1 protein-coding gene is annotated in these 885 nt (G+C 72.4%); it reads right to left on the reverse strand.

Annotation, left to right across the window (positions count from 1 at the left end; translation table 11 throughout):
- The coding region (locus tag AC08ON_RS07635; protein WP_476616693.1) for a radical SAM protein at positions 1-585 on the reverse strand (585 nt) is incomplete at its 3' end.
- Positions 586-885: the final 300 nt, after the last annotated feature.

An 885-nucleotide genomic window follows, 5' to 3' on the forward strand; every position in this document is an offset into this window, starting at 1 on the left:
GAGCCGGGCGAGTTCCACCCAGCTCAGCACACCCGGGTTGAGGTGCGGAAGCAGACCGGTCTCCTCCAGCACGGCGATCGCGACGGCACGCAGGTAACCCAGCGTCGAGTCGTAGCCGTGGGCGTCGAGCCATTCCCGGGCCACCGGCCACCGATCCTCGGGACGATCACCAAGCGTGAACAGCGCCTCGGCGCAGCCCGCCGCGGCGCCCGCCCGGGCGATGCCGAGCACCTCGTCCACCGTGAGGTAGGGGGCGGGCAACCGGTGCGGCACTGTGGCGAAGGTGCAGTAGTGGCAGCGGTCCCGGCACAACCGAGTCAACGGGATGAACACCTTCGGCGAGTAGGTGACGACACCCGGCCGCCCGATCGACGCCAGACCCGCGTCGCGGACCCGGGCCGCCGAGCGGCACAGGTCCGCGAGGTCATCGCCGCGCGCGGCCAGCAGAATGCTGGCCTCCACCACGTCGAGCGTGGCGCCGTCCCGGGCCCGGCGCAGCGCCCGGCGTAGCGCCGACGGGGACGGTGGGGAACTGGATTCGGCACCGCTGGATTCGGCACCGCTGGATGTCGCCGCCGTACTCATCATGAATTCCTCTGATTCTCCGGCGGCGCCCCGGCGCCCGGCAGGCGAACCGGTCCGGTCGGTGGCCATCGGGATCGAAGGGATGCGGTGTCGAAACGGTACTGAGCGGTTCGGCAGGAGACCCGGTCGACCCGGAGTCAGGGGGTCACGCGGCCGGCCGCACGCCACCCGGTGGCGGGTCTGCGCAGTCGGTCGAGCGTGCCGATCAACATATTCGTCCGCCGGCGCGAGGCCAGCGTCTCGACCAGAGCCTGCGTCCGGTCGGCTCGCCGGCCGGCGCCGGCGACGTCGGACCCAGGG

The sequence above is a fragment of the Frankia sp. CoWAU3 genome (assembly GCF_977971855.1).